Consider the following 26,376-nt stretch of genomic DNA (forward strand, 5'->3'; position numbering starts at 1 on the left):
AGGGGCGCGGGGAACTGCGCGACCAGCCCCCACGGACGGAGAGCCGAAGACCGGTGCGGCCCGCGGCTAGCGCAGCGCGTCCGCCACCTCGCGCGCAGCGTCCAGCACCCGCGGCCCCACCCGCTCCGGGACGGCGTCCGCGAGCATCACGACCCCGACCGACCCCTCTATCCCGGTCACCCCGAGCAGCGGCGCGGCCGCGCCGCTGGCCCCCGCCTCGAGCTCCCCGTGCGTGAGCGTGTACCCCGGGTCGAGGGACCCCCCGCCCTGCCGCGACGCGAGGATCGCCCGCCCCGCGGCCCCGCGGTCCAGCGGGTGGCGGAAACCGGCCCGGTAGGCCACGTGGTAGTCGGTCCAGGTCGGCTCGACGACGGCGACGGCCAGGGCCTCGGTCCCGTCGACGAGCGTGAGGTGGGCCGTCGCCCCGATGTCCTCGGCCAGCGAGCGCAGCGCCGGCAGCGCGGCCTCGCGCACCAGCGGGTGCACCTGCCGGCCGAGCCGCAGCACCCCGAGTCCCACGCGGGCCCGGCCGCCGAGGTCGCGCCGGACCAGCGCGTGCTGCTCCAGGGTGGCGAGAAGGCGGTAGACGACCGTCCGGTTGACCCCGAGCTTGTTGGAGAGCTCGGTCACGGTCAGCCCGTGGTCGGTGTCGGCGAGCAGCTTGAGGACCCGTAGTCCCCGGTCGAGCGTCTGGGATGTCTCCGCGGTCACGACGCCCACTCCTTAGTGTGAGGGAGGCGGTCTCCTCCACGGCGGTTGCGCCGCCGGTCCCGTCCGGCGACGCGCGTCAGAGGCCGCCGGTCGGTAGCAGGCCCTGGGCTGCGTTCGGCTGGGTGCGCGTACGACGGTCTTCGGGCGTACCGGCTGCGCTCCGCGGCGGCGCTGCCACGGGGCGTGTGCGTTCCCGGGAATGTAGCGAGGACGTCCCGCTGAGCGGAAGACTCCGTCCAGAATCCGGTCAGCGAGCGGCCGGAGATCACCGGGATTGCCCCGGTCCGCACACCCCACAACAAATGCGGAACGAGCGCGTCCGATCGGTCACTTCATGCGCGTGGCCCACTCCTGGACCTTCGTGATGCGCTGCCGCAGCTGCCCCGCCGTCGCCTCGGCGCTCGGCGGCCCGCCGCACACCCGGCGCAGCTCGGTGTGGATGACGCCGTGCGGCTTGCCGCTCTGGTGGACGTACGCGCCGACCATCGTGTTGAGCTGCTTGCGCAGCTCCATCATCTCCTTGTGCGAGACGACCGGCCGCCGCTCGGCGGGCATCTCCAGGAGGTCCGCCTCGCTGTCCGGCTTCTTCCTGCTGTGCGCGATCTGCCGGGCCTGCCGCTTCTGGAGCAGGAGCTGCACCTGGTCGGGTTCGAGCAGCCCGGGGATACCCAGGTAGTCCTGCTCCTCCTCGCTGCCGGGGTGGGCCTGCATGCCGAACTCGGCGCCGTCGTAGAGCACCCGGTCGAAGACGGCCTCGGACTCCAGCGCCTCGAACGAGAACTGCTCCTGCTCGCCGGTGTCCTCGTCCTGCTGCTTGTTCGCCTCGTCCATCTCCTGCTCGGACTCGGCGTAGGGGTCCTCCTCCCCCTCCTTCTTCGGCTTGTCGAGCACGTGGTCGCGCTCGACCTCCATCTCGTTGGCGAAGCCGAGGAGGTCGGGGACGGTGGGCAGGAAGACGGACGCGGTCTCGCCGCGGCGCCGGGAGCGCACGAAACGGCCGACCGCCTGCGCGAAGAACAGCGGCGTGGAGATGGTGGTGGCGTACACGCCGACGGCCAGCCGCGGCACGTCGACGCCTTCCGACACCATCCGCACCGCGACCATCCAGCGGTCCTCGCTCGCGGCGAAGTCGTCGATCCGCTTCGAGGCCCCGGCGTCGTCGGACAGCACGAGCGTCGCCCTGCTGCCGGTGATCTCCCGGATCAGCTTCGCGTACGCCCGCGCGGACTCCTGGTCGGAGGCGATGACGAGGGCGCCCGCGTCCGGGATGCCCTTCCTGACCTCGGTGAGGCGCGCGTCGGCGGCGCGCAGCACGCTCGGCATCCACTCGCCGCGCGGGTCGAGCGCGGTGCGCCAGGCCTGACTGATCGCGTCCTTCGTCATCGGTTCGCCGAGCCGGGCCGCGATCTCGTCGCCCGCCTTGGTGCGCCAGCGCATGTTGCCGCTGTAGGAGAGGAAGATGACGGGCCGCACGACGCCGTCGCCGAGCGCACTGCCGTAGCCGTACGTGTAGTCGGCGGAGGACCGGCGGATGCCGTCGTTGCCCTCCTCGTACTGCACGAAGGGGATCGGGTTGGTGTCGGAGCGGAACGGCGTACCGGTGAGCGCGAGCCGCCGGGTCGCCGGCTCGAACGCCTCCAGGCACGCCTCGCCCCAGGACTTCGAGTCACCGGCGTGGTGGATCTCGTCGAGGATGACGAGCGTCTTGCGCTGCTCGCTGCGGTTGCGGTGCAGCATCGGCCGCACGCCGACGCCCGCGTACGTCACGGCAACGCCCTGGTACTCCTTGCTGAGCGGCCCGGCGCTGTACTCGGGATCGAGCTTGATCCCTATGCGCGCGGCCGCCTCCGCCCACTGCTTCTTCAGGTGCTCGGTCGGCGCGACCACGGTCACCTGCTGCACGACGTGGTGGTGCAGCAGCCAGGAGGCGAGGGTCAGCGCGAACGTCGTCTTGCCGGCCCCGGGGGTCGCGACGGCGAGGAAGTCCCGCGGCTGCTCCTGGATGTACCGCTCCATGGCCCCCTGCTGCCAGGCACGCAGCTTGTTGGCGGTGCCCCAGGGGGCGCGGCCGGGGAAGGCGGGTGACAGGTGGTGGGACGAGGAGGTGCTGGCAGACATCGATGCGGTCCCGGAGGGCTCTCCGTTGCGGGTGGCGGCGGGTGACGGGCGGGCAGTAGTCACGGTCTCCGGTTACTCGGGGCTGGACGGCACGGGTACGTAGGACACGGGTACGTATGGCACGGGGTACGTAGGACACAGGTACGTATGACAACCGGGCCACCCTACCGGGGACGTGATGGACGGCGCGGTGGACGAGGCCGCGCCGGATCCCGTTGCGACACGGGTCACAGATCAACTGCCCGTCCCCCAGGGGCCCTGGGCGCCGGCACGACACCGGCACGGCCCCGGCACCGGCCCCGGCCCCGCTCAGGCCTCCGTCGCGCGCAGGCGGGTGCCGACCCACGCCCCCGCCAGCGCCACCACCGCCATCGGCGCGAACACCGCGACGAACGCCCCCGGGTGCGAGCCGCCCGCCCCTGTCGCGACCCCGTGCCCCACCGCTCCCCCGCCCAGCGCGGCGAACGCGGCGCCGCCCGCGGCGAGCAGCACGACGTTCGACAGGCCGTCGGAGATCTGCAGCGCGGCCGAGTTCGCCCCGGCCTCCTCCGGCGCCGACAGCTGGAACAGCAGCACGCTCGTGGACGAGATCACCAGCCCCATCCCCAGACACCCGAAGGCCCAGGCCACCGCCACGATCCAGACCGGCACCGCCTCGATCAGCACGCTCGGCGCGGTCGCGATCGCGGCGGCGACCAGCACCATGCCGCCGGCGACCATCCGCTCCCGGTGCCGCTCGAGGCCGGGCCGCGACTGCACCCACGAGCCGAGCGCCCAGGTCGCCCCGCCCGCCGCCAGCGAGAACCCGGCGAGCGTCGGCGACAGCCCCCGCTGGGTGACCAGCATCAGCGGGACGAAGGACTCCGCCGCGATGAACGACCCCGCCGCGACCCCGCGCAGCAGCACGACCGACGGCAGCCCGCGCACCGCCCGGTACGTGCCGCGCGGCAGCAGCCCGAGCACGGACGGCACGAGCAGCGCGGCCCCCGCGACGCCGGGCAGCAGGGAGAGCGGGCGCAGGTCCTGCGCCGCGTACTGGAGCAGCCCGGCCCCGGCCGAGATCCCGAACGCGAGGCGGACGCGCCGCCGGTCGACGCCGCGGCCCCCGGCTCCGCCGGGCGGCGGCCCACCGGCCCGGCGCTTGATCTGCGGCAGCGCAAGCCCGAGCGGCAGCAGCACGAGCACCGGGATGCCGAGGAACACCCAGCGCCACCCGAGGTGCTCGGTCACGGCCCCGGCCGCGAGCGGCCCCACGATCGACGGCACGACCCAGCTCGCCGCGAACGCCGCCATGATCGCGGGCCGCAGCCGCTCCGGGTAGGCCCGGCTCACCACCACGTACAGCGCGACGATGACCAGCCCGCCGCCGAGTCCCTGGACGGCCCGCCCCGCCACGAACAGCCACATGCTCCCGGCGGTCCCGGCCAGCACGAGCCCCGCCGCGAACGCCCCGATCCCCGCGCTCAGCGCCCCGAGCGGCCCGCTGCGGTCGGCCCACTGACCGGCCAGCACCATCCCGAGGAGGCTGGTCGTGAAGTACCCGGAGAACGCGAACGCGTACAGCGACACCCCGTCCAGCTCCCGCGCGGCGACCGGCATCGCGGTCCCCACGGCGGTCGCCTCGAAGGCGATCAGCAGGACGACGGTGACGATCCCGACGCTGAGCGCACGGTAGGTCCGGCCGAGCACCCCGCGCCCGTGCGCGGCGGACCCGGCCGCGGGGTCGTCGGCGGCGGACAGCGGTACGGCGGGGATGTCGGCGGTGGCGTCGGCGGTGACGTCGTCTTCGAGGGCGGCCATGCGCCTCAGCGTAAGGGCCGTACCGCCCTCTGACCCCTGTCGGAAGACGGTCTTCCCCCTGGTCCCTTGGTCGTACGACCGCCCGTCCGCCCCGCCCGCACGGTCCGCCCGCCCGGCCCGCCCGGCAGGGTCGCCCGCAGGGGCCGTGAACGGCGTATGGCAGTCGTGTTGCAGGGGGCGCGGAACCCTTGAGGCGGGCGAGGCCCCCTCGTACGGTCGTTGTCAGCCGGGGAAACCACCCGAGACAGATCCCGGCCGTGTGCCCGAGTGGCTTAGGGATTCGCCTGCAAAGCGAAGCACACCGGTTCGATTCCGGTCACGGCCTCTGACGCAGTCCGACGGCGCCGGACTGCGCCGCCACGAAGGGCGCCCCGCTGCGGCGGGGCGCCCTTCCGGTGCCTCCTGGGCTCACCTGTCCTGCGCCGGATAGACCGTCCGCCCGGGCAGCTCCAGACCGTCGCAGCCGCGCCGGCCGGCCTCCTCCTTCGCGAAGACCCCGAGCAGCGCCCGGAGCTCGCTCATGGGCAGCACCGGACCGGTGCCGTGCGGCGCGTAGCTGTTCACGAGGAAGTTCGCGGACTCGCCCGCACACCGGGCCGTGGCCCGCCCGAAGTTCTCGCCGAGCAGCGCGTCCCGGACGCTGTGCCCGTCGGGGATCTGCACGTTCGCCCCCAGCAGCCGCTCGAACGGCTTGTCGGTCCAGTCGCCGTACCAGCCGGTGAACGTGGCCGCCGTCCGTCCCGTACCGGAGTCCACGAGGGAACAGCTGCTGATCGGCGCACGCCCGCCGGTGGGCGCGAGCACCTGCCAGTCCTTCCCCGACGGGCTCCTCGGCAGCGCGGCGCGCGCCAGTCCCCCGCACATCGTGGCGCGGGCCTGCCGCAACGACAGCCGGTGCGCGGGCTCGAGCCGGTCGGGCACGGGCAACCTGGCTGCCCCACAGCCCAGTTCGTCGTTGGCCCGGTTGGCGATCTGCACGGCCATGCGCGCGGGCGTGGCCTCCGGCTTGCGCTCCACCGCGAGGGAGTACACGTTCGTGACGAGCCGCCTGATCCGGCCCTCGGCGTCCCGGCCCAGCGCCGGACAGTCCTGGACGATCATCGGTCCGAGGTTGCCGTGGAATCCCGGGATCTCCCGGGAGTAGAGGTACTGCGGATCGCGCGGGATGGTGAACTCCAGGTCCAGCGGCCCGTCCGGCTCCGCGCCGTCGGTCGTGGCCTCGGCGCGCAGGACGTAGTGATACCCGTCCGGCCGGTCCACCTCGCACGCGACGGACGTGCCGTCGCCCGAGCCGAACGTGTCCTCACCGGCCCGCAACCGCTCCTTGGGCAGCAGATCCGCGAGATCCCCGCCGGAGAGCGCGCCGCCGCACAGGGTGCGGGCGTACCACCAGGGTTGCCACCAGGGCTTGTACACCCATGTGGCCCCCGCCAGGACGGCGAGCACGACGACCCCGATCACGGCCGTCCGCCGCCCGGGCAGCAGACGGCGCACCCATGACCCCCCGCGCACTCCCGCTACCCCTGCGTCCGGCCGTCGGCGGCCGAGCCGTCGGCAGCTGAGCCGTCGGCGCCGGCTCCCGCTCCGGCTCCGACCCGCTGGACCAGCACCTGGCCCGGCCACGACCCGGACAGAAAGGTCTCGGCGCGGGTGAACCCGTTGCGCTCGTAGTAGGCGACCAGCTCGCCCCCGCCGCCCGCCCAGCAGTCGACCCGCATCAGGTCGACCCCGGCCCGCCGCGTCTCCTGCGCGGCGTGCGCGAGCAGCGCGGATCCGATACCGAGGCCCGCCCGGCGCCGATCGGTGATCAACAGCCGTACGTAGCGCTCGGGTTCGGCAGCGGGCGCGATGGGCATCTGCGGGTTCGGCCCGGTGTCCAGCACCACGGCGCCCACGGGCACGCCGTCCAACTCGGCGACGAAGGGCTGGTTCACGGTGGTGTACCGCTCGACGCGCTCGGTGCCGCCGTTCGTCTGCGAGTACGGCACGGTGCCCCACTGCTGCGTGTTCCCCCGCGCGTTCATCCAGGCCACGGCCCCGTCGAGCATGTCGAGCAGGGCGGGCGCGTCGGCGGCGGTGCCGGGGCGGATCCGTAGGGCGGGGCGGGCCGTGCCGCCCCCGGTGTCACGGTCGATGGTGGTCATCGGGCGAGTCTAGGCACGGCCGCCCCGCGGGACATCGGCCGACCGCAGACCGGATCGAGGCCCGCTCTCCGTACGGAATCGAGGCCCGCTCTCCGTACCGGACCGAAGTCCACTCTCCGCACCGGACCGAAGTCCGCTCCCCGGACCGGACGGAGGGACCGGATCGAGGTTGCGACGGCCTGGTCGACCGGCCCTCGGCCGCCCCCGCCGTCCAAAGAAAAAGCACGTTGGGGAAACAACCCACCAACCACCCCCGACCCCCGTGGCGGGCCCGCACGGCCGCCATCACCCTCACGAGTGGAAAATGCCAACTGGGCTTGCATCGAGCACAGTTCGCCATCCACGCTCTCGGCACGACAACCGAAAAAACTTCGGCCCCCGCCGGGACTGCCATCCCACTGCGAGGGCCTGACCACCCAGGAAGTAGACCCTTCCCGATGGCTGTGAACAAGCCTAGCGCCCCCGCCTGCGCACGCACCGCCGACCGGCCCACGTCACCCGCACCCGTGACCCGTAGCGGCGGTGTGCGACACGACAACCACCGCCACACCACCCGCTACACGGTGATCGGCAACCATCTGCTCCAGCACAGCAGCCTCTCCCTGACCGCGATCGGCCTGGCGGCGCACATCCAGTCGCTCCCGTCCGGTGCGAGCATCACGATCAAGGCCCTGAGCAGCCGATTCCCGGAGGGCGAGGTCCGGATCGCGCGAGCCCTGCGGGAGTTGGAGACCCACGGGTACCTCTCGCGCACCCGTGAACGCCTCCCCTCCGGCCGCGTCGTCACGCACACCACGTCGCACAACCACCCCGGGGCCACCACGGCCGCCGCCCCCACCACGGCACCCGCCGACGCCGCGCAATCGGGCACCGCGACTCCCTGCCCCCGGGCCACGCGCCCGGCCGGGCCCGCAAAACCCGTCGCCCCGACGGAACTTGACGACTCCGACCCGGCGGTCGCCCTCCTCATCGGCCTGCGTCACATCGACTCACGCCTGACACTCCCGGCCCGCGACGTGGCGCGACTGGCCCCCGGCGTCACGACATGGTTCGACCGGAACATCCCTCCCGAGGCCGTCCGCCGGACCCTCACCGCCGACCTCCCCACGGCCCCGCTCCACCACCCGGCAGGCCTCCTCGCCCACCGTATCGAGGCCTACCTGCCACCACCACGCCCCGCGCGCCCGCCACTGCCCCTCGACCGGCCCGGCCCGGACGCGCGCCCGGCCCCACTCCAGAACTGCGAAGGCTGCGACCGGGCGTTCCGCTCACCGGCACCGGGCCGGTGCATGTCATGCACGAACGGGTCACGGGCCGCGGCCTAGCCTGAATCTGCTGCTGAACTTGAATGAGTGATGTCGGGGACGGGGAGCGTGGTGGCACCCCGCGCCGCTTTACCTATGGCTGGCTCGGCAAGATGAGCGCATGGTCGAGAGCGAAGCAGTTCTGCTGGCGCTGCTGCGCGAGCTTGATGATCCGGAGTGGCTGGAGTGGCCGCAGCACTACGACCGTGGCGAGACCGCAGCCCGCTTCGGTGGTCTACTGACCCGACTCGAAGGCGACTTCGCAGCTCGCTGCACGGATGAGCAGGACACCCAGGACTCCAGCGAGTACGGACGCGTCGTCGTGCCGGCTGAGGCGACCGTATGCGGAACCCGGATCGTCGTCTGCGTGAGCAAGTTCGGCTCGCTGGCGCTTGTCTGCGCGGACAACCCGGGCGCCTTCCTCGGAACGGAGGAAGCCCAAGCCGAGGGCGAGTTGGACGGCGCTGACCTCGCCAAGGCCAACCGGGCGTTGGTTGGGCTCGGCTATGTAGTGATTGCCGAGGAACTGCTGGAGAGCGACTACGACGGGCCGAGCCGACTGCCCTCGCATGTTCAGCGGCCCACCTGGTGGGCTCGCTTCTTCGGCTTCTTCTGACGATCACACCGACAGGGTCAGGCCCGTGCCCGCCAGGCAGCCGTCGACGACCTCCGGCCGGTGCTGAAGCATCTTGAGCTTGCGCTTCACGGCACGGGTGACCTGGCCGAGGTCGGCGGCGGCCAGGTTGCCGATGTCGCGCTTAACGAGCGACCAGATGCCCTCCTGTGGGTTGAGGTCCGGGGCGTACGTCGGCAACTGGAACACGGTGAGCCAGTCGGCGTTGGCCTCAAAGAAGTCCCGCAGCGGCGCGACCAGGTGCATGCGCAGGTTGTCCCACACCAGCACGATGGGCCCGCCGAGCTGTGTACGGGCGCGGAGGACCAGGTCGCGGTAGTCCTTCCAGCCGAAGCCCTTCGGTTGGTCCTTGCGGCCCCGGTACTCGCGGATCGCGTAGATCAGACGCGACCGCTCACCAGGCTTGTAGCAGGTCATGCCCGCCATCGACACGCGGCCCGAGCCCCGACCGCGCACACGAACGACCGGAGTGCTGCCCTTACGGCCCCAGGTCCTGGCACGCGGCGGCGTCATCGACTGGCCGGCTTCATCCTCGAAGACCACCCAGCCACTGTTCGCCGCCGCGGTGCTCTTACCCGCGCCCACACCTCTCGCTTCCACAGCTCGACCGCATCGTCGTCACGCTCGATCGCACGCCGGGCCGGTTGCTGCCAGCTCCAGCCGTGACGCTTCAGCAGCCGCCAAGTGCCCTCGACCGTGTAGGACACATGGAACAATCGACCGATCAGTGTCTTCACCCTGGCCAGGGTCCACCGCTGATCGACCCACCGTGTGCCAGAGGGCCGCACGCCAACTCCCGCTCCAGCCTGGCCATTTGCACATCAGACAGTCGGGGCCGACCAGGTGATCTCTTGGATGCCACCCCGGCCAGGCCTTCCTCGCGCCACTGGCGTCGCCAGCGTTCTACCGACCGCTCCGAGACCCGCAACGCGGCAGCGATATCCCGGTTCCCCTCCCCGCCCTCGAACCGAGCCACGGCTTCGTGCCGAACACGCTCCCGCGCGGGTCTCTCGACGTTGGTCAAGCCACCACCCTGCGCGTATCTCACCGCCGCAGGACTACCGAAGCCACCCCCACGCCGTCCAGAGAACGGCCCGACATCACCCGATCAAGTTCAGTGGCTCCGCCCATGAGCAGCAACCACACGGAGTGGGTGACATGGCCACGCGCCTCTATCGAACGATGCGGGAGTTCGTGCAGTCCGTGCACGACACCCTCCCCGGGAAATTCGAGATCAAGACTTCTCATGATCAAGCTCAAGGCAACCGCGGCCACCCTCATGGCTATCCACTCCTGATGCTGCCACCGTGACAGAATCAAGCTCCGCGTCGGCCGACGGTCCGGATAACAGGCACCCCGTGACCTGAAAATGGAACAAGAACACGGGTACTCCATGGGCATCCAACTCCACCACCGTCACTGGTTACGTTCAGGTGCTGTGTTCGGACAGTCTCGACGACGCGAACACGCAGGCCCAGCTGCAAATCATGCGCGGCGGAGAATGGACGAGTCACGGGAAAACCGTTACCAGCTACAAGACCGGGAAGGCAATTCATGTGAATGCCACCGCACCCAAGCGGATCGGCAACTGGCGGTACCGCACCAAGGCACGGAAACATCTGGACCCTGCCTACGTTCCACTCTCCCGTTCGCACGCTTTGGAGGCGTGGCTGAATGCGCAAGATGTCTGACGGAGCTCACGAGATTCTTGTCATCACACAGGAGCCTGCACGCAGCCGGGGAGCACAAGAGTGTTCCACTCAGGATCTAGCAATCGCTGCAGTGATTTATCGCCGCCTCACTTCTGAGCGCAACCCATATATGGAAGGCGCCACCCAGGAGACCACCTCGCCTTCGATGCTGCCCATGGGAGCCGCACTGGAGTCCTGCCTGCTCAAGAAATCCGAACTGCAAGTACATGTTTCCGAACTACTCGATCTCGCAAAGGTCGACAACCCGACCCTTGCCGAATACCTAGAGTGAAGCCACACACGGAGCCACTCTCAGCGATGCGCATCATTGCGGCAAGCGCGTCAACTCTCCCCTTTCCATGACGGCAGCTTGCACGACGATGTACGACCAGGCAAAAGTGGCGCCGCACAAAGACCGAGAAGGGACTGGAAAGTGCAGCGATCGGCGGAGATAAGATCCATTCGGCGAGCCGCCTTCTTCCTGGCCACCTTTACGATCGCCGCAACCGGCTGCAGCGACTCGCCAGGCGACCGAAAAGCTGAATCGCACGAAAAAACGGCTGTCCCGGCGAGCAAGGTCTGCGCCAGTACGCTCGATACTTCAGCAGCGACAGCCTTGGAAAGGGTGACTGGAGCCGACCGGTTCGAGGAACTCACAGGAACGAACGACGCTGGCGAGCCCCGTACGTTCTCCGTAGCTAGATCCGTTGAACACCTGCATGGGGATGCCGGAGAGCGGAGCTCTTGCTCCATTTATAAGCCAGGTGACGGCAGTGGAACCCCGATCTTGGACATCGAATTTCAAGCAGCAGAATCTCACCCGACCGCACGCGACGAGAACACGCGGAACGATCAGGTCAACTATCCGATCGGCGCCTACGCCGCCGTCAGCACAAACGGCGCGAACCTGTTTTTCCAATGCCCGACAGAGGCCAAGAAGGGCGACTCGCTCCAGAGCGACACCAAATACGTGAAGGCCGCACTGTATTCAGCGTCGGCAAAGCTTCGGAGTGATGGGTCCGCCGACGAGCTGATGACGATCCTCAACTCGATCGCCCGCCACGTGGCTGCCGAAGCCGAATGCACAGCGGTGGCAGATCTACCCGAGAAACTTCCGAAGCCGATCACGTCATAGCCTCAGACGGCCTGCGAACCGCGGGACCGGTACGTCGGGACCATAGGTGTCAGTGAGCGGTCGTAGCCGCGTGCAGACTTCTGCTGTCCCCAAAACGTGACTGTTTCTGGGAGCTGCGGTCCTTCGCGGGTCGGGAGAACATCACTCTCGCTCCAGGCGGAAGGCCGGGCAGGTGTCCGGGTCGGCGTCGTCGTAGAGCACGGAATGCTTCGCGTCGACGCCGATCGACAGGAGCGCGACCGTGCCCGCAGTGGCGAGTGGGTCTTCCGGCGTTTCGAACGAGAGCTTGAGCATGGGGTACTTGCCGGAGCCGGCGGTCCTGCTCACTTGCCACCTGCCCGAGCCGTCGAATGTCTTGTCCCCGCCGTACCGAGGGAAGTCGTCGGTCGGCCAACGCCGGACGGTCATCGTGCCGCCGAACTCACCCGGAGACGTCTTGAGGGTGATCCGCGCCCCGTCCGCGTCATGCGAACCCCGGTAGGTTCCCTCCAACTCGGCCGAGCTGACCTGCGCGGTCCGCTTCGGCACGCACCGCCCCGACGTGCCGGACGAACAGGCCACGATGAGCCCGCCGGCGAGCGTGGCCAGCGCCACTCCGGCGCAGAGCAGCTTCTTCTTCACCGGATCAGCATTGCCGCCCACCGGCTGCCGGCGAACGAGGAGGCCCATGCCATGGCTCAGCGCCTCATGCGGCGACGGTAGACCATGATCCGAACTCACTGCCTGGGTGGCTGGTGGTACGGACCGCCCTGCGGCGTATTCGGGCTCTGCGGGGCGTAGTTGGGGGGCGGGGCGGCGTTGTACGGCTGCTGGGCGTACGTCGTGGGGTAGGCAGGGGGCTGCTGTTGCGCGGGCTGTACGGGCTGAGGGTGGTTTCGGCGGTTGCGCAGGGCCACCGCCGTGACCGCGCCCGCGATCAGGACGGCGGCGCCGGCGCCGAGACCGATCCACAGGCCCGTGTTGCCGCCGCTGTCCCCCGACTGCCCGTCCGCCTCCGGCACCTGCGCCCCCGTCGCCCTCGACGGCTCGGAGGACGGCTTCTCAGCGGCCTGGGCCGGATAGTCCGCCATCGGGAACTTGTCCGCCGGGCCCGGGTCGCCGGGGGTCTTCAGCGCGATGCGGGGGCGGACGATGCCGTAGCCGATCGAGTCGTTGCGCTTCGCGCCGTCCGTGGGGGCGCCGATCGTGTTGAGCATGACGCGCAGGACCTGGTTGTTCGTCCAGTCGGGGTGGGCGGACCAGATCAGAGCGGCGCTGGCGGAGGCGAGGGCGGTGGCGCCACTGGTCCCCTTCGACTTACAGAGACCGGTACTGCCGCCGCAGGCGTGAACCAAGTCGGCGCCTGGAGCGGACACGTCCACCTGAGGGCCGTAGGTCGAGAAGGGAGCCCGGCGGAGGTCCTTTCCTACGGCACCGACGGCGACAACTCCCGGAGTGGCCGCGGGGTATTCGACCGAGTTCCCCTTGTCGCCACTGTTGCCCGAGGCGGCGAAGACGAGCGAGCCCTTCTGCAGGGCATACCCGACGGCTTTGCTCACATCCGGGGACGAAGCATTGCTCCCGCCCAGCGAAATGTTGATCACTTTGGCGCCTGAGTCCGCCGCGTACTTGATGGCGGTGGTGAGCTGCGTGTTCTCCTCGAAGGGCATCACACCCTTCTCGATGTCGGGCATTCGGACGGGAAGGATGTCCGCCCCAGGGGCCAGCCCGAAGGCGCCCTTGCCACCGTCGTAGGCCCCCGTCCCCGCGATCAAACCGGCCATGCCCGTGCCGTGGCCTTGGTAATCCGTGTGCTCATCGCCCTGCTCCGCCTTGCTGGCGAGATCGAGGCCGTCCAGCACGCGCCCCTTCAGGTCCGGGTTGCTCGCGTCGACACCCGTGTCGATCACCGCGACTGTGACGCCCTTGCCCGTGCTGGTCTTCCACATGGTCTCGGCCTGCATGGCGTCGAGGAACCATTGCTGAGAACGGGTCGAGTCGGCATGGGCGGGGGCGTCTGTCACACCCACCACCAACAGCGCACCCAGAGCCGCCGCGGCTGCCGCGCCCCGGCGTCGGTGACGTGTGCTGATGGTGGGCATGCGCTACCTCTCGTTCTTCTCTGTCGTGTCGTCGACGACCGACGGTACGTTGCGCTGGTCGTCAGGCTGCCAGGTCGACTCGTCCTCGGTCACGTAGTCGGGGCGTTCGTTCCCCTGCTCGTCCCTCCGGGAACCGGGACGTGCGCCTCGCGGAGCGCCCGCGGCGCCGTTCTGACCCTCCGAACGTGCCCCTGCCGGGCCCTTCTGGCCGCTCTCGCCCCGGACCAGGCCGGATCCTCCGGAGCTGAAGGAACGGGAGCCGGAGGCGCCCTTCTGACCACGTCCTCCGACGATGCCGCCGCTCTCGGCGCGGGCGCCGCTGACGCGACGGCCGGCGCCGGTTCCTCGTGCTCCACTTGTGCCGGTCGAGGCCGGGCGGCCTCCGATCGCGCCCTGGCCCGTCGCCGACCGGCCGTTGCTCGTGCCCTCCGCACCCATCACGGAGCCACGCGGGATGCCCTTCGTGGGCTTGCCCGTGGCCGGCTGCGGCCGACCGCCCGCCACTCCGTTGTTCGTCGGCATCCGGCCTTGCACCCCGGAGGCACCGGCTCGGCCCGTGGCACTGTTCTGGCCCGGCATCATCTGACCGCCGCGCACGCCCGGAGTCGTCGGGCGTCCCGTCGCACCCGCCGCGGGCGGCGCCGTGGACCGTCCCGTCCCGCCGCTGATCGGAGACGCGCTCGCCCGGCCGACCGGACCGGACGGCCCCGTCGCACGGCCCGTGGCCGACGGTGTGCCTCCGCCGCGCCCGAAGGCCACGGGCGGAACACCGGGCCCGGACGCATTCACCGGGCCGCTCGACTGCGGACCGGTCGGCGACACGGGGGCCTCGTGGACGGGAGTCGGCCGTGCCGTCTCCGGCAGCGTGCCGACCGAGTCGATCCCCATCTGGGTGGGGACCTCGGGCACCTCGGGCCGTGCCGAGACAGCCGGCGACACCGACACCGCCCCGGTCGACTCCTGTCCGGCATGTGCGGGCGGTGCGATCGCCGATGCATGTCCGACAGCGCCGGAGCCACTGGCCGGGCCACCTGCCCCCTCTGCTCCGGCGACAGGTCCGGTCCCCGGCCGCGCCAGGTCGGTGGACTCAGCCCGCGGCGGCGCGATGGCTCGCGGCGGCGGCGGAAACTTGGGCCGCTCCAGCGCGTCCATCTGCGCCGACGACAGCGAATACGCCTGCCCCAGCTTCGTCATCTCCGCGGCCGCCTCGAGGCGGACCTTCTCCTTGTCCGCCTTGATGGCGGCGAGTTCGCTCGAGGACTTGGAGGCGATCGACTGCGCGTCGGGGTCGTTGTGCGCGGAATGGGCCGCGTCCAGGTTCGCCTGGGCGCTGGCCTTGTCGCGCGGGATGGATGCCTGGGCGGTGCCGATCGCGTTCGCCGCTTCGCCGAGCCACTTGGACGACTCCTGGCTGAAGTCGCCCAGCCGCACCGTCGCGTTGGCCAGGTCGCCGGCCCAGCCGCGGAACGCCTCCGCGCCGCTGCCCTTCCACGTGACCCACTGCGGGCGGACCTTGAGCTCGTCCGCGATCTTGTGGATCTCCTTGGCGGCCGCGGCCAGCCGGTTCGCCGCGGCCTGTACCTCGCCGCTGTTCGCCTGGTCCAGCCACGCCAGCATCTGCTCGTGGGTCAGCCCCGTGAACTGAGTTCCCCCGCGCCCGCTGCCGCCGCCGGCCTCCCGTGCCTCTGCCATCAGATCGCTCCGCCCGAATCGCCGCCGGATTCCCCGCTCGTGGGCGCGTCCGCGCCGTCCTTGCCCGGGGCCTGCTCGCTCTTCTTGTGGGTCGGCGGCTCGTACTCGCCGCCGTAGTGCTTCGTGGTCTCGACGCTGATCGCGTGCATGCGGCGCCGGACGTCGTCGTCGATGTTCGCGTAGCCCTTGTGCGAGGCAAGGACCGCGATGCCCATGCCCTCGATCGAGTCCGAGAGCAGCTTCGAGAGGTTCTCGAGCTCGCCGATCACCGTCGCGTACGACGTGTGAAGGCCCGAGGCCTCGTGGAAACCGCCTTCGCCGCCACCGAACTTGTGCCGGTCCAGCACCTCTTCGCCGACCTTCTTCGCGTCGGCCGGCGACCCCTTCAGGTCCTTGATCAGCTGGTCCACCCGCTGCTGGAACTTCGTGAACGACTCCAGCTCCGTGACGATGTCCGCCACCGCACCCTGCGCCGCGCCGATGACGCCGCCCATCCAGGTGCCGAGGCCGCCGCCACCGTCCTTGTCGTCCGCCATCTCGTCACGCCTCCCCGTGTCCCCGTACTCCCCGTACTCCGCGTGCTCCCCGTGGTCCCTGCGGGTTCCGCGATCCCCTGTGGTCCTCGCCCGTGGTGCGGCCCGCGGGCGGGGGCAGAGTCACAACTTTAGCCACGCACACTGACAGTTCACAGGCGCCCCAGGGTCGGGGCAACGTCAGGAGCGTCACAGAACGCCACGGACCGTAACAGGTCGGGGGAGGGCGTGGGCGCGCCCGGGGTGTGCCGTGTGGCCGGTAAGTGACGTGCCGGGTCAGGGAGTCGGGGTGGGGGCCGTCGGGGGCTGGTCCGGGGCGACCGCCTGCTGGGGGCGGATCGGGAGGCGGTTGACGGGGCGGCCCGTGGCGGCGCGGACGGCGGAGGCCACCGCGGCCGGGGACGCGACGACCGGGGCCGCGCTGACCGACTTCGCGCCGAACGGGGCCACGACGTCGCGCTCCTCGACGAGTTTGACGATGCGGATGTCGGGGGCGTCGAGGGAGGTCGGCAGGGCGTAGCCGGTGAGGTCGGGGCGGCGGACGAGGCCCTTGGGGGTGCGCAGGTTCTCGGTGAGGGCCGCGCCGACGCCCTGGGTGACGCCCGCCTCGATGCGGGCCGCCAGCTGGCCGGGGTTGAGGACGCGGCCGACGTCCTGGGCCACGGCGAGTTCGACGACGCGGATCGAGCCGAGTTCGATGTCGACGTCGACGACGGCGCGGATCGCGCAGAAGGCGAGCCCCACGAAGGCGTCGCCCTGGCCGTCCCCGTCGAGCGGCTCGGTGGGGTGCGGGCGGCACTGCGCGGTGGCCCAGAGCTCCTTGCCGTCCATGGCCTCCTCGACCGTGGTCGACAGGACGCCGTCGTACGACGTGATCTTGCCGTCGGCGATCTGGAGGAGCTCGGTGGACATGCCGAACTTGTGGGCCAGCGGCTGGAGGAGCTGGGTGCGGACCATCTTCGCGGCCCGCTCGACCGCACCGCCCGAGACCCAGGTGTGGCGGCCGCGGCAGCCGGGGCCGGCCGGGGGCTGGTCCGTGTCGACGGGGGCCACGTGGACCTCGTCGATGCCGAGCGTCTCCTGGACGATCTGGCGGGCCAGCGTCGTGAAGCCCTGGCCGGTCTCGACGGCCGCGCACAGGACGGTCGCGACGCCGCCGTGCACCTTGACGGTGGCGGTGGAGACCTCGTCGGCGCCCTCCGCGCCGAGCATGTGGACCATGCCGACGCCGTAGCCGACGCCGCGCCGCACCGCGCCGGGTTCGCCCGCGCCCTCGGGGCCGCCGGGCAGCAGCCAGTCCTCCTCGGGGGTGTCCATGGGAAGTTCGGGGAGCGGGAAGTCCCGTACGGAACTGAGGAGTTCGGCGACGGGCGCCGGGCAGGTGACGGTCTGGCCGGTGGGCAGGACGTCGCCGGTCGCGAGGACGTTGCGCAGGCGCAGCTCGGCCGGGTCGAGGTTCAGCTTCTTGGCGAGCTTGTCCATCTGGGCCTCGTACGCGGCGCAGACCTGGAGCGCGCCCTCTCCGCGTACGTGGCCGGAGGGCGGGTTGTTCGTGCGCACGGCCCAGCCCTCGATGGAGGCGTTCGGGACGACGTACGGGCCGCACGCGAAGGAGACCGCCGCCGCGAGGGCGTCCGACGAGGTGTCCGCGTAGGCGCCCGCGTCGAGCAGGACCTGGGCCTCGACCTTCACCAGCCGGCCTTCGGCGTCGGCGTGGTGGCGGTAGCGGAGCAGCGTCGGGTGGCGGTGCGGGTGGCCGAGGAACGACTCCTCGCGTGTGGCGGTCAGCTTGACCGGGCAGCCGGTGCGCAGCGCGAGCAGCCCGAGCGGGAGGTGGAAGCTCGGGTCCTCGCGGTCGGCGGTGGCGCCCGCGACGCCGGTGACGACGACCTTCACGCGCTCGGGGTCGAGGCCGTAGCGGGCGGCGGCCAGGTCGCGGTCGCCGTGCGGGTCGGTCGAGGCGATGTAGAGCTCGACGCCGCCGTCGGGGCGCGGGACGGCGAGGCCGGCCTCGGCTCCGATGGGGGCGGGGTCCTGCCGGCCGATGCGGTAGAGGCCCTCGACGACGGTCTCGCCGGCCGCCTCCTGGTCACCGTGGCGGAGCGGGATGTGCCGGATCAGGTTGCCGTCGGGGTGCAGGGGCTCGGCGGCGAAGGCCTGTTCGGGGTCGGTGACCGGGTCGAGGATCTCGTACTCGACGATGATCGCGGCGGCGGCCATCCGGGCGGTGTCGGGGTGCTCGGCGGCGACGGCGGCGAGCGGCTCGCCGTGGTGGCGCACGACGTCGGAGGCGAACACGGGGCGGTCGGCGGCGCGGTGTCCGGGCACGGAGCCGCCGGGGACGTCCTCGTGGGTGACGACCGCGCGGACGCCGGGCATCTCCCGCGCGTGGGTGGTGTCGATGGACACCACGCGCGCGTGGGCGTGCGGGGAGCGCAGGACGGAGGCCCACAGGAGTCCCTCCGCCCACAGGTCGGACGCGTACGGGAACGTGCCTTCGGCCTTGGGGCCCGCCTCGACGGAGGGCAGGTCCGCGCCGATGCCGTGCGGCAGCGCCTCGGTGTCGGGCGGGCCGGGGTCCGGGGTGCCTCCGGTGAGCAGGGTGGTGCTCGTGTCGGTCGCGTCGTGGGTCATGCCTGCCCTCCGTTCCGGAAGTCGCCCGGGGCGTCGTGCCCGTCGTACTCGTCGTGCCCGTCGTACTCGTCGAAGCGGTCCCGGCCGCCGTGCCCGTCGTGCCCGGCGTAACCGTTGCGGCCGCTTCCGGTGTCGAAGCCGTCGTGACCGTCCTGGTCGCCGCCCGGGTGGTTGCCGTCCCGCGCGTCGGGGATCGCGCCCGCGACGCCCTCACCGGCGACGGGGCCGCCCTGGTGCGGGATGCGGGCCTCGGCGGGGGCCGGGTGGGCGGCCTCGTCGGCGGTCGCCGCGGCGGAGGCCGTGCGCTCGGCGGTCACCTGGCGGACGGCGTCGAGGACACCGCGGTAGCCGGAGCAGCGGCACAGGTTGCCGCACAGGGCCTGCCGGGTCTCGAGGTCGCTGGGGGCCGGGTTGCCCTCGAGGAGGTCGTGGACGGTCATCGCCATCCCGGGCACGCAGAACCCGCACTGGACGGCGCCGCACGCCGTGAGCGCGCGCTGGACGTCCGAGGGCTGCCCGTCGGCGGCCAGGCCCTCGACGGTGCGGACGTCGCTGCCCGCCGTGGTCGCGGCCGGTACGAGGCAGGAGGCGACGAGGCGGCCGTCCACCTGGACGTTGCACGCGCCGCACTCGCCCTGGGAGCAGCCGTCCTTGGCGCCCGCGAGGCCGAGGCGCTCGCGCAGGACGTACAGGAGCGACTCGCCGATCCAGGCGTCGGTGACGGGGCGGTCCGCGCCGTTGACCCGCAGGACGTAGCTGGCCAGGGGGTGGTCGTCGTGGAGGGGGGCGGCTGCCGCGGGCTCGGCGGCGGGGGCCGCGTCCGCGTCGGGCGTGACCGTGTCGGCGGCTTCCGCGGCGGGGTCGACGGCCGTGTCGGCGCCTTCTGCGGCGGGGTCGACGGCCGTGTCGACGGCCGTGTCGACGGCGCCCTCCGCTGCGGCGTTCGGCGCGGGCTCCTGCGCGGCGGCGGGCCCGGGGTCGTCGGTACCGGTGTCCGCGACGCCGTCGGCCCGGGGTCCGTGGGGTGCGGCGGGCGTCTCGTCGGCCGCCGCAGCCTCCTCGTACGCCTCGCCCGGCGCCTCGGCCGCGACGGGCTCGGGGTCGGGCAGCGGCCCGGGCTCCGGCTGGGCCCACGCCTCGTTCGCCCAGGGCGCGGCCGCGCCCCCGGGGAGCGTCGCGGGCGGCGGCGTCGCCGTCCGGTCGGACCACGGCCGGCCCACCGCGGAGCTCGTGAACTCACCGGAGTCGTCGGCGAGTTCGGCCTCGGCCACCGGGATCGACCACTGGCCGGTGCGGTACTCGGGCCCCTCGTCGTGCGCAGCCGGACCGGGCACGGGCTCGGGCTCGGCGGGCTGCGGGGCCGGTGCGGTCCCGGTCAGGTCCGGCGGCAGCACCCACACCCCGGTCGCGCCGGGGTCGGTCGCGGTGGCCCCCACGGCGGGGCTCACCGTTATCTGCGGCGGCACGTAGTTGTGCCCGGGCGCGGCCAGCGGCGCGGTGTCCGGGAAGCCCTCGGGCGGCAGCTGGACGAAGGCGGTCGCGTCGGCGTCGTACTCGCCCTGGGGCAGCGGCTCCCAGCCGTCCCCGTCGTGGGCGCCGGAGCCGGCACCGGAACCGTGGTACTCGTTCGTCACGACAGTGCCCTCCCGAGCGCACGACGGGCCAGCACCGCGACGGTGCGCCGCAGGTGCAGTACGGCGGGCGGCAGCGACTGCTGCGTGCCGTCCGCGGCGGGGTCCGGGTCCGGGATGCAGGCCGCGGCCACGTACTCGCCGAAGGCCTGCACGGCCTCGGGCACGAGCGCGCCGCGCTCCCCGTCCCAGTCGATGAGCGAGGCCACCCACTGCTCGGCCTCCAGGGGCCGCAGCGGCATGGGCGCGATGGCGCCGACCGCGCAGCGCACGCCGCGCCGGGCCGGGTCGAGGACGAGGGCCACGGAGGCGGTGGCGCGGGCGGGTCCGGTGCGGCCGGTGGCCTTGAGGAAGACCTGCGGCGCGTGCAGCAGCGGCACGCGGACGAAGCCGATGAGTTCGCCGGGCCGGAGCATCTCCATCCCGGCGAGCAGGTGCGAGACGGGGACCTCGCGCCGGGCGCCGCCGGGGCCCGCGATGATCAGCGTGGCCTCGAGGGCGGCGAGGACGGGCAGCGAGTCGTTGGTCGGGGCGGCGGAGGCGATGTTGCCGCCGAGGGTGCCCGCGTTGCGGATCTGGGGCGGGCCCGCGGCGCGGGACGCGGCGGCGAGGGCGGGGATGAGGGCGGCGAAGTCGGGGCGGCCCATGCGGGCGTGGGTGAGTCCGGCGCCGAGGAGCGCGTGCCCGTCCTGGTACTGCCAGCCGCGGATCTCGCTGATCCGGCCGAGTCCGACGAGGGCCGCGGGGCGCAGTTGACCCGCGTTGACCTGCGCCATGAGGTCGGTGCCGCCGGCGACGGGCACGGCGGCGGGCAGGGCGGCGAGCGCCGCGACCGCCTCGTCGAGCGAACCCGGAAGTACCGCGGCCTGTGTCGCCTGCGGTGCGTGCGTGGTCAAACCGGCTGCCCCTTCCCGATGTCCGGCCGCTTGCCTCTGCGGCGGTGCCGGCCCCGCGTGGTCCGCGCGTTGCCGCCGTGCCCGCCGTGACGCCTGTTCCGCCGTACGGTACGTCCTGACAGGCCGGACGTGGCAACTCTGGCACATCTTCCCCGACACCCGGAGAGGGGGTCCGGTAGGAGGCTTTCGCCCCTTCCACCTGGGAGATGACCGGTTTGTCAAGGCAACGCCGCTCAGCGCGTCTTGCCACTCTTCGCCGGCGTATGGGACGGGTTACGCACTGCGGCGGCCGCCGAGCCCGGCTCCACAGCCCGCACACCGGGGCCGCACAGCAGCCGCACCGGAACCGCATGCGAAGCGCATATGCAGTCCGCATAAAGAACGCGTAAGGGGCGTTCGTGCGCCCTCGGCGCGCATATCCGGACCGGCACGCTCCCCCGCACCGCCGCCGTGAGCCCCGGGTGCGCCCGCCGGCCGGCCGACGGCGCACCCCGCGGCCGGCCCCCGCGCCACCAGCCGTCCGGCGTCCGGTGGTGCGGGACACGCCGTCGCACCCCGCGGCTCACACGATCGGGGGTGCCCCTTCGATCGGGCGTCCGAGTACCCCGGGGCGCTGCTGCCACGGAGCGGGGCCGCCCGGTGGCCGGTACTCGACCCCGAGCGCGTCGAGGCGCCGGTAGTGCGTGCTCATGCGGCGCTCGAATCCGGCGAAGTCGCGCTCGGCGGGAGGCGGGAGCGCGCTCCACGCCACTTCGCTGAAGGCGCTCAGCCGCGGGAAGACCTGGTAGTCGACGCGGCGGGCGTCCTCCATGACCTCGGTCCACGCGTTGGCCTGGGTGCCCAGCACGTGCCGCGCCTCCGCCTCGGTGAGCTCGGGCGGAACGGGCTCGAAGCGGTAGACGTCCTCCAGGGTGCGGACGTAGCCGATGGGCACGGGCTCGTCGGCGCCGGACGCCTGCCGGTGGTCCAGGTAGACCTGCTGCTCGGGGCACATGACGACGTCGTGTCCGGCGCGCGCGGCGGTGATGCCGCCCCGGTAGCCGCGCCAGGAGGAGACGGCGGCGCCCGGGGCGAGGCCGCCCTCGAGGATCTCGTCCCAGCCGATGAGCCGGCGCCCGCGCGCGGTGAGCCAGCCGTCGAAGTGCCGGATGAACCAGGACTGGAGCTCGTCCTCGTCCTCCAGGCCGAGCTCGGCGATGCGGGCCTGCGCGGCGGGCGAGGCGCGCCACTGGTCCTTGGGGCACTCGTCGCCGCCGACGTGCACGAACGCGGACGGGAAGAGGTCGAGGATCTCCTCGAGGACGCCCTCGTAGAAGCGCAGGACGGCGTCGGTGGGGGCGAGCACGTTCGGGTTGACGCCCCAGGTGTCCCAGACGGCCAGGCCGGTGGTGTCGACGACGTCCGTGTTGCCGAGTTCGGGGTACGCGGCGATGGCGGCCTGCGAGTGGCCGGGTACGTCGATCTCGGGGACGACGGTGATGTGCCGGTCGCGCGCGTAGGCGACGATCTCGCGGATGTCGTCCTGGGTGTAGAAGCCGCCGTGCGGACGGTCGTCCCACAACGGCGAGGCGCGGTGGCCGGCCTTGGTCCGCGACCGCCAGGAGCCCTTTTCGGTCAGCTTCGGGTGGCGCTTGATCTCGATGCGCCAGCCCTGGTCGTCGGAGAGGTGGAAGTGGAAGACGTTGAGCTTGTGCGCGGCCATCAGATCGAGCTGGCGCAGCACGCCGTCCTTGGGCATGAAGTGCCGGGCGACGTCGAGCATCATGCCGCGCCAGCCGAAGCGCGGGGCGTCCTCGACGGTGACGTGGGGCAGCGTCCACGCGCGCGTGGCGTCCAGCGGCGCTCTGCGGAACGCGTCGGGGCCGAGGAGCTGACGCAGCGTCTGGGCGCCCCAGAACACTCCGGCGGGGCCGCCGCCCTCGATGCGGACGCCGTCGGGGCCGACGGTCAGCCGGTAGGCCTCGGGGGCGAGGGAGCCCGCGTCGACGGCGAGCCGGACGGGGCCGGTGTCGCCCGCGCGGGCGGGCGCGAGGGCGAGTCCGGTGGCCGGGCCGACGACGGCCCGCAGCCAGCGGGCGGTGTCCTCGGTGCCCTCCCCCGCGTCGATGCCGGTGCCGGCCCCGAGCGTGTACTGCCCCTCGCCGCGCACCACGTGACGGGGCGCCGGAACGATGTCCATGGAATCAGTCCTTGACCGCGCCGCCGAGCCCGGACACCAGGCGGCGCTGTACGAGTACGAAGAAGACCAGCACCGGGATGGTCATCACCGTCGAGGCTGCCATGATTCCGCCCCAGTCGTTCTCGTCGGGTTTGAAGAAGACGAGCAGGGCCATCGGCAGCGTCGAGCGGGACGTGTCGCTGATGATGAAGGACTTCGCGAACAGGAAGTCGTTCCAGGTGGAGATGAAGGAGAAGACGCTCGTCGCCACGAGCCCCGGCAGGACGAGCGGGAAGAGGATCTGCCACAGGAAGCGGGAGCGGCTCGCACCGTCGAGGTAGGCGGCCTCCTCCAGGGCCTCGGGGACCGCCTTGACGAAGCCGCGCAGCATCCAGATCGCGAACGGCAGGGAGAACGCGAGGTGCGGCAGGATCAGCGAGCCCAGCGTGTTGAGCTGCCCGGCGTCGCGCATGAGGAAGAACAGCGGGATGGTGAGGGCCTCGACGGGCACCATCTGGGCGACGAGGAACATGACGAGCAGCGTCGTGCGGAACCGGAAGCGGAACCGGGCCACGGCGGTGGCCGCGAGGAACGCGACGAGCGCGGAGAGCACCACGACGGTGCCCGCGACGACGACGCTGTTGAGGAAGTACCGGCCGAACTCCTCCTGCTGGAAGACGCGGCGGAAGGCGTCGAGGGACGGGGAGAGCGTCCAGGGCCGCGGCTCGGTCGACTCGATCTCGCCGGCCGGTTTGAACGCGCTGAGCACCATCCAGTAGAGCGGGAAGGCGACGACGAGGGCGGTCAGCAGGGCGGTGGCCTCGGCGAGCAGCCGCCAGGGCCGCCGGAAGGCCCGGCGCAGCAGTGACCTCACAGCTCCCGGCCCTCCCTTCGCATCAGGCGCAGGTACACGAGCGTCACGCCGAGCAGCAGGACGAGCATCACGACGCCGATCGCGGAGCCGAGGCTGTACTCGCTGGACGCGAAGGCCTTCTGGTACGCGTACACGTTGAGCACGAGGTTCTGGCCCGCGATGCCGCCGCCGCCCGTCATCACGTAGATCTGGGTGAAGACCTTGAAGTCCCAGATGACGGACTGGATGGTCACGACGACCAGGATCGGGCGCAGGATCGGGGCCGTGACGGAGCGCCAGGTGCGCCAGTGGGAGGCCCCGTCGAGTGCGGCCGCCTCCAGGACCTCGGAGGGGATGGCGCGCAGGCCCGCGTAGACGGTCACCATCACGAACGGGAAGGAGCACCAGACCACTTCGAGCAGCACGAGGGTGAACGCGCTGTACCGGCCGTAGGTCCAGGAGTGGTCGCCGAGTCCGAGCACCTTGTTGACGGGGCCGAAGTCCGGGTCGAAGAGGAAGACCCAGACGGTGGAGCCGGTGATGGCGGGGGTGGCCCAGGCGCCGAGCGCGGCCAGCATGAGGGCGAGCCGGGGCACGGCCCGCACCCGTGTGAGCAGCACGGCGAGCGCGCAGCCCACCAGGAGGGTCGCGGTGACGCAGGCCGCGGCGAACAGCACCGTGGCGAGCAGCACCTGCCAGAACTGGCTGTCCGAGAACAGCTCCTGGTAGTTGCCGAGTCCCTGGAAGGTGGTCGGCTCGCCGCCGCTGACCTGGGCCTGGGTGTACTCGAGGAAGGAGATCAGGCCGAGCTGGTAGACGGGGTAGACGAGGAGTCCGGCGAGCAGCAGGAGGGCGGGGGCGAGGTAGAGCCAGGGGGTCCAGCGCGCCCCGCGCACGGCGGAGCTCACCCGGCGGCCCCGAAGGCGTCGTCCATCTTCTTCGCCGCGTCCGCGGAGGCGGCGTCCACGCTCTTCCGGCCGCTGACGATCTCCTGGAACATGGTGGGCAGCACGAGCGAGGAGTCGATCGTGGCCCAGGCGGGCGAGGCGGGCACGAACTCGGTGCCGGCGTCGAGGGTCTTCACGAAGGGCTCGACGAACGGCTCGCTGCGGGCGACCTCCTCGCGGACGTCGGTGAACGTCGGCAGGAAGCCCATGCCCTCGAACAGGCCGCGCTGCACGTCCTTGCCCGCGAGTCGTTCGACGAGGTCGACGGCGAGGGTGCGGTGCCCGGTGCTCTTGAGGACGCCCAGGTTGTTGCCGCCGGCGAAGGCGGGGGCGATCTCGCCGGCCTTGACGCCGGGCAGCGGGACGACGGCGTACTTTCCCTTGACCTTGCCGCTCTCGACGGCCTGGTGGTTGAAGTCGCCGCCGATCGCCATGGCCGCCTTGCCGGAGGCGAAGGCGGTGACCGTGTCGTTGCCGCCCATCGCGGCGCACTTGGCGGCCGGGCAGTTGGTGTCGCCGAAGAGGTCGGTGTAGGCCTTGATGCCCTTGCGGGCGGCGGGGCTGTCGAGGGCGGAGGCGTACGAGGCGCCCTTCTTCTCGGCGAGCGCGCCGCCGTGGGCCCACAGGAACGGCATGGCGCCGTAGGTGTAGGCGCCGCCGACGGCGAGACCGTACAGCTCGGGGCGCTTCGCGTGGATCTTCCGCGCGGTGGCGGCGAGTTCGGCCTGGGTCCCCGGGACGTCGAGGCCGAGGTCGTCGAGGACGTCGGTGCGGTAGTAGAGCGCGCGGACGCCGACGAAGAAGGGCGCGCCGTAGACCTTCCCGCCGACGGTGACGGACTCGCGGGCGGTGGGGTCGGTGTCCTCGGCCGCGGGCCAGTCGCCGAACTCCTTCGTGATGTCGGCCAGTCCGCCGTCCTTCACGTACCCGGCGGTGTCGGTGTTGCCGTACTCGATGACGTCGGGGGCGGACTTCGGGTCGTTGAAGGCCGCCTTGATCTTCTCGGCGCGGGTCTCGACCGGGATGTACTCGACCTTGACGTCGGTGCCGCTGTGGGCCGTGCGGAAGGCGTCGAGCGCGGTGTCGACGACCTTCTTCTTGGGGCCGTTGTCGACCTCCTGGAAGAGCCAGACGCGCAGGGTGCCGCTCTTGTCGTCGGTGCCGGAGCCGCTGGTGTCGGAGGTGCCGGGGGCGCAGGCGGTGGCGGCGAGGACAAGTGCGGTGAGGGGGAGAGCCGTTCGTGCAAGGAGCTTCATCCGGAAACGCCTCCGAAGTGTCGTTGCAACATACGCAATGGGGGTTTCGCTGTGCACAACACGGAGGAGGCTAGAAGGTCTGAACCTGTGAGCGCAATGGTTCACCGCGAACCGGCGGCCCCGGACAGCACGAAGGCCCCCGGCGCGCGTCACCGCAC

The 26,376-nt window shown here is 71.9% G+C and carries 21 protein-coding genes, 1 tRNA gene and 1 pseudogene; 5 read left to right on the top strand and 18 right to left on the bottom strand.

What is annotated here, in order from left to right:
- Positions 1-66 precede the first annotated feature (66 nt).
- The 3 genes from GTW43_RS09825 to GTW43_RS09835 all read right to left on the bottom strand — a co-directional run bounded on the left by GTW43_RS09825 (position 67) and on the right by GTW43_RS09835 (position 4,629).
- Positions 67-711: a helix-turn-helix domain-containing protein gene (locus tag GTW43_RS09825; protein WP_161301246.1), complete on the bottom strand. Its 645-nt coding sequence runs from the start codon at positions 709-711 to the stop codon at positions 67-69.
- A 327-nt stretch (positions 712-1,038) separates the two neighbouring features.
- Entirely contained in the window at positions 1,039-2,829 is a 1,791-nt protein-coding gene (locus GTW43_RS09830; RefSeq protein WP_161301247.1) for a DEAD/DEAH box helicase, read from the bottom strand.
- A 309-nt stretch (positions 2,830-3,138) separates the two neighbouring features.
- Positions 3,139-4,629: an MFS transporter gene (locus GTW43_RS09835; RefSeq protein ID WP_161301248.1), complete on the bottom strand. Its 1,491-nt coding sequence runs from the start codon at positions 4,627-4,629 to the stop codon at positions 3,139-3,141.
- 253 nt (positions 4,630-4,882) lie between these two features.
- On the opposite strand from GTW43_RS09835, the gene GTW43_RS09840 reads away from it, so the two are divergent.
- Positions 4,883-4,954 (top strand) — tRNA-Cys (locus tag GTW43_RS09840).
- Between the two features lie 83 nt (positions 4,955-5,037).
- Here GTW43_RS09840 and GTW43_RS09845 read toward each other — a convergent pair.
- Positions 5,038-6,123, bottom strand: a complete 1,086-nt coding sequence (locus tag GTW43_RS09845) for a hypothetical protein (RefSeq protein ID WP_343245954.1) — start codon at positions 6,121-6,123, stop codon at positions 5,038-5,040.
- 23 nt (positions 6,124-6,146) lie between these two features.
- Positions 6,147-6,773, bottom strand: coding sequence for a GNAT family N-acetyltransferase (locus GTW43_RS09850; protein WP_161301250.1), 627 nt, complete (start codon positions 6,771-6,773; stop codon positions 6,147-6,149).
- Between the two features lie 524 nt (positions 6,774-7,297).
- Between GTW43_RS09850 and GTW43_RS09855 the strand changes: the two genes are divergently transcribed.
- Together GTW43_RS09855 and GTW43_RS09860 are read left to right on the top strand one after the other, a co-directional pair.
- Positions 7,298-8,098, top strand: a complete 801-nt coding sequence (locus GTW43_RS09855) for a helix-turn-helix domain-containing protein (RefSeq protein ID WP_343245955.1) — start codon at positions 7,298-7,300, stop codon at positions 8,096-8,098.
- 100 nt (positions 8,099-8,198) lie between these two features.
- Complete coding sequence (locus GTW43_RS09860; protein WP_161301252.1) at positions 8,199-8,693, top strand: hypothetical protein; 495 nt, start codon at positions 8,199-8,201, stop codon at positions 8,691-8,693.
- A 3-nt stretch (positions 8,694-8,696) separates the two neighbouring features.
- On the opposite strand, the gene GTW43_RS09865 is transcribed toward GTW43_RS09860, so the two are convergent.
- Together GTW43_RS09865 and GTW43_RS09870 are read right to left on the bottom strand one after the other, a co-directional pair.
- On the bottom strand, positions 8,697-9,224 hold the full coding sequence (locus tag GTW43_RS09865; protein WP_202501272.1) for a transposase: 528 nt from the start codon (positions 9,222-9,224) through the stop codon (positions 8,697-8,699).
- A pseudogene (locus GTW43_RS09870) lies at positions 9,221-9,759 on the bottom strand (winged helix-turn-helix domain-containing protein). Before GTW43_RS09870 ends, GTW43_RS09865 begins: the two are co-directional and overlap by 4 nt.
- 626 nt (positions 9,760-10,385) lie before the next feature.
- Here GTW43_RS09870 and GTW43_RS09875 point away from each other — a divergent pair.
- Together GTW43_RS09875 and GTW43_RS09880 are read left to right on the top strand one after the other, a co-directional pair.
- Positions 10,386-10,694 (top strand): hypothetical protein, encoded by a 309-nt coding sequence (locus tag GTW43_RS09875; protein WP_161301255.1) that lies wholly within the window; start codon positions 10,386-10,388, stop codon positions 10,692-10,694.
- 495 nt (positions 10,695-11,189) lie between these two features.
- Entirely contained in the window at positions 11,190-11,537 is a 348-nt protein-coding gene (locus GTW43_RS09880; protein ID WP_161301257.1) for a hypothetical protein, read from the top strand.
- A 141-nt stretch (positions 11,538-11,678) separates the two neighbouring features.
- On the opposite strand, the gene GTW43_RS09885 is transcribed toward GTW43_RS09880, so the two are convergent.
- From GTW43_RS09885 to GTW43_RS09935, 11 genes are all read right to left on the bottom strand, one after another.
- On the bottom strand, positions 11,679-12,158 hold the full coding sequence (locus GTW43_RS09885) for a hypothetical protein (RefSeq protein ID WP_161301258.1): 480 nt from the start codon (positions 12,156-12,158) through the stop codon (positions 11,679-11,681).
- 95 nt (positions 12,159-12,253) lie between these two features.
- Positions 12,254-13,618 (bottom strand): type VII secretion-associated serine protease mycosin, encoded by a 1,365-nt coding sequence (mycP, locus tag GTW43_RS09890; protein ID WP_161301259.1) that lies wholly within the window; start codon positions 13,616-13,618, stop codon positions 12,254-12,256.
- 3 nt (positions 13,619-13,621) lie between these two features.
- Positions 13,622-15,310 (bottom strand): translation initiation factor IF-2, encoded by a 1,689-nt coding sequence (locus GTW43_RS09895; protein ID WP_161301260.1) that lies wholly within the window; start codon positions 15,308-15,310, stop codon positions 13,622-13,624.
- A complete protein-coding gene (locus GTW43_RS09900) occupies positions 15,310-15,846 on the bottom strand; it encodes a hypothetical protein (RefSeq protein ID WP_161301262.1) in 537 nt (178 codons plus the stop codon). The genes GTW43_RS09895 and GTW43_RS09900 overlap by 1 nt, the downstream gene beginning before the upstream one ends.
- Before the next feature lie 273 nt (positions 15,847-16,119).
- Entirely contained in the window at positions 16,120-18,477 is a 2,358-nt protein-coding gene (locus GTW43_RS09905) for a molybdopterin cofactor-binding domain-containing protein (protein ID WP_237536509.1), read from the bottom strand.
- Positions 18,474-20,111: a 2Fe-2S iron-sulfur cluster-binding protein gene (locus GTW43_RS09910; RefSeq protein ID WP_161301264.1), complete on the bottom strand. Its 1,638-nt coding sequence runs from the start codon at positions 20,109-20,111 to the stop codon at positions 18,474-18,476. Before GTW43_RS09910 ends, GTW43_RS09905 begins: the two co-directional genes overlap by 4 nt.
- A complete protein-coding gene (locus GTW43_RS09915; RefSeq protein ID WP_161301266.1) occupies positions 20,108-21,004 on the bottom strand; it encodes an FAD binding domain-containing protein in 897 nt (298 codons plus the stop codon). The genes GTW43_RS09910 and GTW43_RS09915 overlap by 4 nt, the downstream gene beginning before the upstream one ends.
- Before the next feature lie 562 nt (positions 21,005-21,566).
- On the bottom strand, positions 21,567-23,183 hold the full coding sequence (locus GTW43_RS09920; protein ID WP_161301268.1) for a beta-N-acetylhexosaminidase: 1,617 nt from the start codon (positions 23,181-23,183) through the stop codon (positions 21,567-21,569).
- Positions 23,184-23,187: 4 nt separating this feature from the next.
- On the bottom strand, positions 23,188-24,036 hold the full coding sequence (locus GTW43_RS09925) for a carbohydrate ABC transporter permease (protein WP_161301270.1): 849 nt from the start codon (positions 24,034-24,036) through the stop codon (positions 23,188-23,190).
- On the bottom strand, positions 24,033-24,923 hold the full coding sequence (locus tag GTW43_RS09930; RefSeq protein ID WP_161301271.1) for a sugar ABC transporter permease: 891 nt from the start codon (positions 24,921-24,923) through the stop codon (positions 24,033-24,035). Before GTW43_RS09930 ends, GTW43_RS09925 begins: the two co-directional genes overlap by 4 nt.
- Complete coding sequence (locus GTW43_RS09935; RefSeq protein ID WP_161301272.1) at positions 24,920-26,218, bottom strand: extracellular solute-binding protein; 1,299 nt, start codon at positions 26,216-26,218, stop codon at positions 24,920-24,922. Before GTW43_RS09935 ends, GTW43_RS09930 begins: the two co-directional genes overlap by 4 nt.
- Between the last annotated feature and the right edge of the window lie 158 nt (positions 26,219-26,376).

Source organism: Streptomyces sp. SID5785 (genome assembly GCF_009870065.1).
GTDB lineage: Bacteria > Actinomycetota > Actinomycetes > Streptomycetales > Streptomycetaceae > Streptomyces.

Coding starts and splice junctions, on each gene's coding strand:
- GTW43_RS09830 (WP_161301247.1), bottom strand. CDS start 2,829: ATGTCTGCCAGCACCTCCTCGTCCCACCACCTGTCACCCGCCTTCCCC.
- GTW43_RS09835 (WP_161301248.1), bottom strand. CDS start 4,629: ATGGCCGCCCTCGAAGACGACGTCACCGCCGACGCCACCGCCGACATC.
- GTW43_RS09850 (WP_161301250.1), bottom strand. CDS start 6,773: ATGACCACCATCGACCGTGACACCGGGGGCGGCACGGCCCGCCCCGCC.
- GTW43_RS09860 (WP_161301252.1), top strand. CDS start 8,199: ATGGTCGAGAGCGAAGCAGTTCTGCTGGCGCTGCTGCGCGAGCTTGAT.
- GTW43_RS09865 (WP_202501272.1), bottom strand. CDS start 9,224: ATGACGCCGCCGCGTGCCAGGACCTGGGGCCGTAAGGGCAGCACTCCG.
- GTW43_RS09875 (WP_161301255.1), top strand. CDS start 10,386: ATGCGCAAGATGTCTGACGGAGCTCACGAGATTCTTGTCATCACACAG.
- mycP (WP_161301259.1), bottom strand. CDS start 13,618: ATGCCCACCATCAGCACACGTCACCGACGCCGGGGCGCGGCAGCCGCG.
- GTW43_RS09895 (WP_161301260.1), bottom strand. CDS start 15,310: ATGGCAGAGGCACGGGAGGCCGGCGGCGGCAGCGGGCGCGGGGGAACT.
- GTW43_RS09900 (WP_161301262.1), bottom strand. CDS start 15,846: ATGGCGGACGACAAGGACGGTGGCGGCGGCCTCGGCACCTGGATGGGC.
- GTW43_RS09905 (WP_237536509.1), bottom strand. CDS start 18,477: ATGACCCACGACGCGACCGACACGAGCACCACCCTGCTCACCGGAGGC.
- GTW43_RS09920 (WP_161301268.1), bottom strand. CDS start 23,183: ATGGACATCGTTCCGGCGCCCCGTCACGTGGTGCGCGGCGAGGGGCAG.
- GTW43_RS09935 (WP_161301272.1), bottom strand. CDS start 26,218: ATGAAGCTCCTTGCACGAACGGCTCTCCCCCTCACCGCACTTGTCCTC.